The following is a 6,542-nucleotide window of genomic DNA, read 5'->3' as shown; positions in this document are numbered from 1 at the left end:
GTTCCCCGCACACGCGGGGATGAACCGCCGTGGCGGGTGTCGATTACTCCGTGAAAGACGTGCTCCACGCGCGCACTCGAAGCAATTGCTCTCGTCTTGACCGCAATCATATTGGTGAATCAAGGACAAACGCGGCGGCCAAAATCCTACCAAGAAATGCCGATACCGGATTTGTCTCATCAAATGCGGGATTGCAGACATGTCATTTAATGCAGATTCCGCTAACCGCAGTTCTGCTTTAATCCGGACTAAACCACTCTGACGGAAGTCATTCCATGGCCACGGTTTGCGCCGTTGCCAGATCCGGCTTGTTGCTGGACAGCCAAGCTTGGGTCATCTTCCGGGCCTGTGAGCGGACGTTCTCGTCGGCAGCCGCGAAATAGGCTTCATGCAGATCCCGGATCCAGGTCTGATTGGCCGAGCCGGCTTGCGCCAGAGCAACCGACAACCACATCAGGCCACGCGCCTTGCGGCCATCTGTCTGGCCAATGCTGAACAGCGCCTCCCCAAGCCGGGCCTGCGCACCGATATGTCCCTTGATCGCAGCCAGATTGAACCAGCGGACCGCCATGCGCGCATTGCTGTCTTGATACAGGCGCCCCAATTCATACTGAGCTTGCGCGTCTCCGAAATAGGACGCTGCATGGGTGAAGATCTGCTTTGCACGAACTGGATCAGCTTGCACACGATCCCCGATCCCGTCGCGATAGTAGCCGCCCAATGCAACGAAAGCGCTCGAGACGAAGGGAGCGTCCGGGCCGTTCGGCCCTTCCTCGCCATGTTCCCGGACAACCTGGCTGTAGTACTGGAACGCTTTCAGATCGTCTTCCTGTACCCCGTCGCCCTGCGCATACATTTCGCCAAGCTTCCAGGCAGCCATGGACTGGCCATGGTCGGCGGCATATTGCAACGAGACCAAAGCTGCCGTCTTGTCACCGGAGTAATACTGCCGCGCGCCCTTGCGAAGGGCTTCACTCGGGCTCACCACGTCGGGTCCGATTTGAGTGTCGGGGTCCATGGGAGTGCCATCAAATGCCATGACCACAGATGGGTTCAGGCTCAAAAATCCTGAAACCAGACCGATCGCGCACATCCGGGCAAACGCGAACCGCTCGCCGGTTTGCGACTGCGTCTTCCGCCCGCCTTCTAATGTCTGCCTGACAGAGGCCATACCCTCACACTCACCTTCCTGCAGCAACAACCTGCAGATATCGACACTCAACCCTAGCTACCCAAGCGTATCCCGGCATTCCGGCCTTTGTAGGACCCGACCGGGCACGATTGTGGCAAGAGCTGGGATTCATTTCGATGCCAACCGGATATCGTCCAGTGCCGTTTCCCGGCACAGGTCCTATCCGGCACCCATATTCCCGCCATCCCATACACGAGAGGAACTGCTCATTATGAAGAGCGGCAGTACTTCCCGTCGCCTTGCTACATTATGATCAATCATGGCCGAACCGCGGCATCAATGGGTGAGTCAGGGGGGGAGTGTGACTCTCCTGCACTGTGTTGCTTCAAGGCCACAGCCCAGAAGCAGACCCTCGGGCTCCAGCTCATATCCCCCGGCAGCATCAAACGACACCACGACTAACGCCATGATTTCACTTCATGATCAAGACAATCGGAAGTCTTTGGGTCCAACAGCTGTTTTCCATGCCAACTGGCCACATCCACGGGGAAAGTGCGTGGGGAAAGAAACAACATTTTGCTGTATTGCGTTGCATCTGAAATGATAAAGCCTGTGTCGGGCACACGAAACGGCTCGGAAAAACCAACGGATATTGACCAGAATGAGTGCAAAAGACGATCTCTTCGCAGGCGGTACGGCAGCTTCGCTTTCCAAGGCTTCCGCCCCAGCACCCAAGAGCCGTCCGGTTGCCTCCGTTTCAGCCGACGAATACACCGCTGCCGATATCGAGGTACTCGAAGGCCTTGAACCGGTTCGGCGCAGGCCGGGCATGTATATTGGCGGCACGGATGAAAAGGCGCTCCACCATCTGTTTGCGGAAGTCATCGACAACTCGATGGACGAAGCCGTGGCCGGCCACGCCACATGGATTGACGTTACCCTTTCTGCCGACGGGTTCCTGACGATTACGGACAACGGGCGCGGTATTCCGGTCGACCCGCACCCGAAGTTCAAGGACAAGTCCGCTTTGGAAGTGATCATGACCACCCTTCACGCGGGCGGCAAATTCGATTCGAAGGTCTACGAGACTTCGGGCGGCTTGCATGGCGTCGGCATATCGGTGGTCAACGCGCTATCGGAAGAACTGGTTGTCGAAGTCGCAAAGGCCCGCAAGCTGTACCGACAGACGTTCCGCCGTGGCATTGCGGATGGGCGGCTAGAACTTGTCGGAGACACCCAGAACCGGCGTGGCACAATGGTCCGGTTCAAACCGGACCCGCAAATCTTCGGCGCAACCGCAGAGTTCAAGCCTTCCCGTCTGCTGACGATGGCGCGCTCCAAGGCATATCTCTTCGGCGGCGTCGAAATCCGCTGGCATTGCGATCCGGTTCTCATTCCGGAAAAAGACACGACACCCGCCGAAGCCGTTTTCCACTTTCCGGGCGGGCTGCGGGACTTCCTTGAAGAACGGCTGAACAAGGAACGCCGGGTTGTCGATGACGTGTTTGCGGGCAAGACCGACAAGGCGGGCAGCCACGGATCGGTGGAATGGGCAGTTTCCTGGTTTGCAGGCGACGGCTTCATCTCCTCCTATTGCAACACGGTCCCGACACCTGAGGGAGGAACCCACGAAGCAGGCCTGAGATACGCCCTGTTGCGCGGTTTGAAGGCTTATGGCGAGCTGACAAACAACAAGAAAGCCTCGATCATCACCGGGGACGACATCCTGACATCCGCTGGCGGCATGTTGTCGGTTTTCATCCGGGAACCGGAATTCGTCGGACAGACCAAAGACAAGCTGGCCACCAATGAAGCCACGCGGATTACCGAAAACGCGATCCGCGATGCATTCGATCACTGGCTGACAGCATCACCAAATCAGGCAAACAAACTGCTCGAATGGGTGATCGACCGGGCGGACGAACGGCTGCGCCGCCGCCAGGAAAAAGATGTCGCCCGCAAGACTGCCGTCAGGAAACTGCGCCTGCCCGGAAAGCTCGCGGACTGTTCCGCCAATCAGTCTGACGGCACCGAACTCTTTATCGTCGAGGGGGATTCGGCCGGCGGCTCTGCGAAACAGGCCCGAAATCGCGCCAACCAGGCGGTTTTGCCGTTGCGCGGCAAGATCCTCAATGTGGCGAACGCGGGACGGGAGAAGTTGGCGGCAAACCAGCAACTTGCGGATCTGGTTCAGGCTCTTGGCTGCGCCACCCGGTCGGGATATCGCGATAGCGATCTGCGATACGAAAAAATCGTGATCATGACGGACGCCGATGTGGACGGCGCTCATATTGCATCGCTTCTGATCACGTTTTTTTACAGAGAAATGCCGGAATTGATCCGGAATGGACATTTGTATCTGGCGGTCCCCCCCCTTTACCGGCTTACTCAGGGTGGTAAAACACTTTACGCACGCGACGATTTGCACAAAGATGAGCTTCTGGAGCGCGAATTCAAAGGCAGGGGGAAAGTCGAAATCGGCCGATTCAAGGGCTTGGGCGAAATGTTGCCCGCACAGCTCAAGGAAACGACCATGGATCCTGCGCGGCGCACCATGCTTCGCGTCAGCGTGCTGGAAGACCGTATTGCGGATACAAATGATACGGTAGAACGTTTGATGGGGAATAAACCGGACGCGCGTTTTCGGTTCATACAGGAAAACGCGGAATTTGCTGAAGACTTGGATATTTAGGGGCAGGATCAAGGTAACTCGTTGCGGCGCACAATCCAGGGGACGCCCGCAGTTCCGACGAAGCCTTGGTTAATTGTACGGGGATAGTGTTGTGTTTGGTGCCGTTTACAATCTATTGGACAAAAAAAGACGGCCACTGCGCCATCACACTTTCATGGTGTTTCCTGAAATCGGTATTGCTTACGGACGCATTCCGGGTGATCCGTTTTTGATGGCCCTCCCCATTATTACAGCCCTCAAAGGCGGCAGGTCTGTACGCGCCAAGCATGCTTTCAACTGCGCCAGCGCATCAGAAGTTTGGCAAAGCGACGTAGAACTGCTGACTGCACGGGAGTATGTCCGAAAATATCCTGGAATGCCGACGTTTTCATTTATTCAGTCGCCGCTGGCGCGCATCGTATCCTGCTACGAAAACGTGATTCTGGGCGATATGGCACTTCCCGCCTATTTCGAGGAAAAGCGTTTTGTCAAATCAATGCCCATTGCTGCATTTGCAGCCAAGGTCGCAGCGCTTCCGGACCTGCATGCCGACAATTTGATCCGCAGCCAAACTGCGATTTTAAGCTATCGGAACAAGATCATTCCGGATTTGCTTATTGACATTGATGGCCCGGCCAACGGATTGGCGGAGCTGGCACGTCTGCTTCAGGCCCGAGGACACGACCTCGCCGAACTCACCCAAAAAACGGCCCCTTCAAGCCGGAAAACCCTCATGAACGAACTCGTCCGTTCACCCGCCGCCAGCCTGTTGCATAGGCGCTATGCCAATGATGGCCAGCTTTTCGCAACCGTTACGCAGAACGCAGCCGCACCACGCTTGACTTCAAGTCCTTACGCAGCGGAATTGAGGCCGGCTCGCAGCAACTGATGGCGGCATAAATCCGCCCATACGGCCCAAAATAAGCGATAGTCCAAATGTGTCGAAAGCTATCCGGCAAAACAAATTCCCGTCTTCTAGAAGCGCTTGATCAACACAAACACTGGCTTCGACACAGATATTGTATGCCAACACGCAAATTAACTTCTTCGATCCATTGACTTGAGAGGTTTTAAATGTAGGGTGGCGACGACTTCAAGGGTGGTCCAAGCCCCTGGTCTTCGACCCAATCTTAAAACCTGGTCATACGGCTAAATGTCATTTAATACTCTCGGTCTTAGCGAGAAAGTCCTCGCTGCAGTTGAAGCTGCCGGATATACAGAACCCACCGCAATCCAAAAAGGCGCCATTCCGCAAGTGCTCGAGCGCCGCGATGTACTCGGCATTGCCCAGACCGGGACAGGCAAGACAGCCAGTTTCACTTTGCCCATGTTGACGCTGCTGGAAAAAGGACGCGCTCGCGCTCGCATGCCGCGCACGCTGATCCTTGAACCGACGCGCGAACTTGCGGCACAGGTTGAAGAGAACTTCGAGAAATACGGAACGAATCACAAGCTCAATGTCGCGCTTTTGATCGGCGGGGTTTCGTTTGCGGAACAGGACAAAAAGCTCGATCGCGGCACCGACGTGCTGATCGCAACACCGGGGCGCCTTCTCGACCACTTTGAACGCGGCAAGCTCTTGCTCCAGGGTGTGGAAATTCTGGTCATCGACGAAGCTGACCGCATGCTCGACATGGGTTTCATCCCGGATATCGAACGGATCTGCAAACTGATCCCATTCACGCGGCAAACCTTGTTTTTCTCGGCAACCATGCCGCCGGAAATCCAGCGCCTGACGGAAGCCTTTCTGCAGAACCCCGCTCAGATCGAAGTTGCTCCGACGTCGTCGACATCTGCCAATGTCACTCAGCTGCTGAAAGCCTCCCAGTCGAAGGACTACGACAAGCGCGCAGCATTGCGGGAGCTGCTGGAGGGATCGGAAGACCTTCAGAACGCCATTGTGTTCTGCAACCGCAAACGCGATATCTCCACCCTGTTCCGGTCTCTGGAAAAGCACGGCTACAATGTCGGCTGCCTGCATGGCGATATGGACCAGCGCACCCGGATGCTGATGCTCGACAACTTCCGGAAGGGCAATATCAAGCTGCTTGTCGCCAGTGACGTGGCCGCACGTGGTCTCGATATTCCGGAGGTCAGCCATGTCTTCAATTACGATGTCCCGACACACGCAGAAGACTATGTTCACCGCATTGGCCGGACCGGACGTGCGGGCCGCAAGGGGGTCGCCTATACCCTTGTAACCAGTGGCGATCAGAAATACCTGTCGGCGATCGAAACCCTGATAACAAAATCGATCGACTGGACCGGTGACCCGCTGGACTTCGAAGCAGCCGCAGAAGAGCGCAAAGCGGCCAGACGCGCGAAAACGGCAAAGCCGGAGCAGGCCAAACCGAACACCACCAAACGCAGATCGACCAAAAACGACAAGCAGGACATGGCGGACAGCATTATCGAAACCGAAGACCTACCGACCCAGCGCCGGCGTCCGGCACGAAATGCCTCCTCGGCAAAACCGCAAAAACGCGTAACTTCTGACCGTTTGGAACCGGCCTTCGGACCGGGAACGCATATCCCTGCATTTCTGTTGCGCGAACCCCGCCCGAAGAAAGCTTCCTGATACCGGCCTGTCATCAAATCATCGAGACTTGCGCTCAAGCCACCGGAAGCGGTCACGCTTCCGGTGGCTTGATCATTTTTGTGTCATGCAAATATTTTGTGACAAGACCAGCACAGCTCGCAGTAAGGCAAGGGATAACGTATAAAATTTTTCGCACATTT

General features: G+C 56.1%; 4 protein-coding genes. 3 read left to right on the top strand and 1 reads right to left on the bottom strand.

What is annotated here, in order from left to right:
* Positions 1 to 268: 268 nt before the first annotated feature.
* Complete coding sequence (locus tag E1297_RS05405; protein ID WP_209015654.1) at positions 269 to 1,171, bottom strand: tetratricopeptide repeat protein; 903 nt, start codon at positions 1,169 to 1,171, stop codon at positions 269 to 271.
* Positions 1,172 to 1,793: 622 nt separating this feature from the next.
* Here E1297_RS05405 and parE point away from each other — a divergent pair.
* The 3 genes from parE (at position 1,794) to E1297_RS05390 (ending at position 6,381) form a co-directional block, all read left to right on the top strand.
* Positions 1,794 to 3,824, top strand: coding sequence for a DNA topoisomerase IV subunit B (parE, locus tag E1297_RS05400; protein WP_155134929.1), 2,031 nt, complete (start codon positions 1,794 to 1,796; stop codon positions 3,822 to 3,824).
* Positions 3,825 to 3,915: 91 nt separating this feature from the next.
* The gene (locus E1297_RS05395) at positions 3,916 to 4,692 is read left to right on the top strand and encodes a hypothetical protein (RefSeq protein ID WP_155134926.1); all 777 of its coding nucleotides are present in this window, start codon (positions 3,916 to 3,918) and stop codon (positions 4,690 to 4,692) included.
* Between the two features lie 264 nt (positions 4,693 to 4,956).
* Entirely contained in the window at positions 4,957 to 6,381 is a 1,425-nt protein-coding gene (locus E1297_RS05390) for a DEAD/DEAH box helicase (RefSeq protein WP_155134923.1), read from the top strand.
* The last annotated feature ends 161 nt before the right edge of the window (positions 6,382 to 6,542 follow it).

The organism is Roseibium sp. RKSG952 (assembly GCF_009711355.1).
This window is presented reverse-complemented; position numbering and strand designations above follow the sequence as displayed.

Bases quoted from the DNA above. Each gene is read 5' to 3' on its own strand.
- E1297_RS05405 (WP_209015654.1), bottom strand. From the start codon at position 1,171: ATGGCCTCTGTCAGGCAGACATTAGAAGGCGGGCGGAAGACGCAGTCG.
- parE (WP_155134929.1), top strand. From the start codon at position 1,794: ATGAGTGCAAAAGACGATCTCTTCGCAGGCGGTACGGCAGCTTCGCTT.
- E1297_RS05390 (WP_155134923.1), top strand. From the start codon at position 4,957: ATGTCATTTAATACTCTCGGTCTTAGCGAGAAAGTCCTCGCTGCAGTT.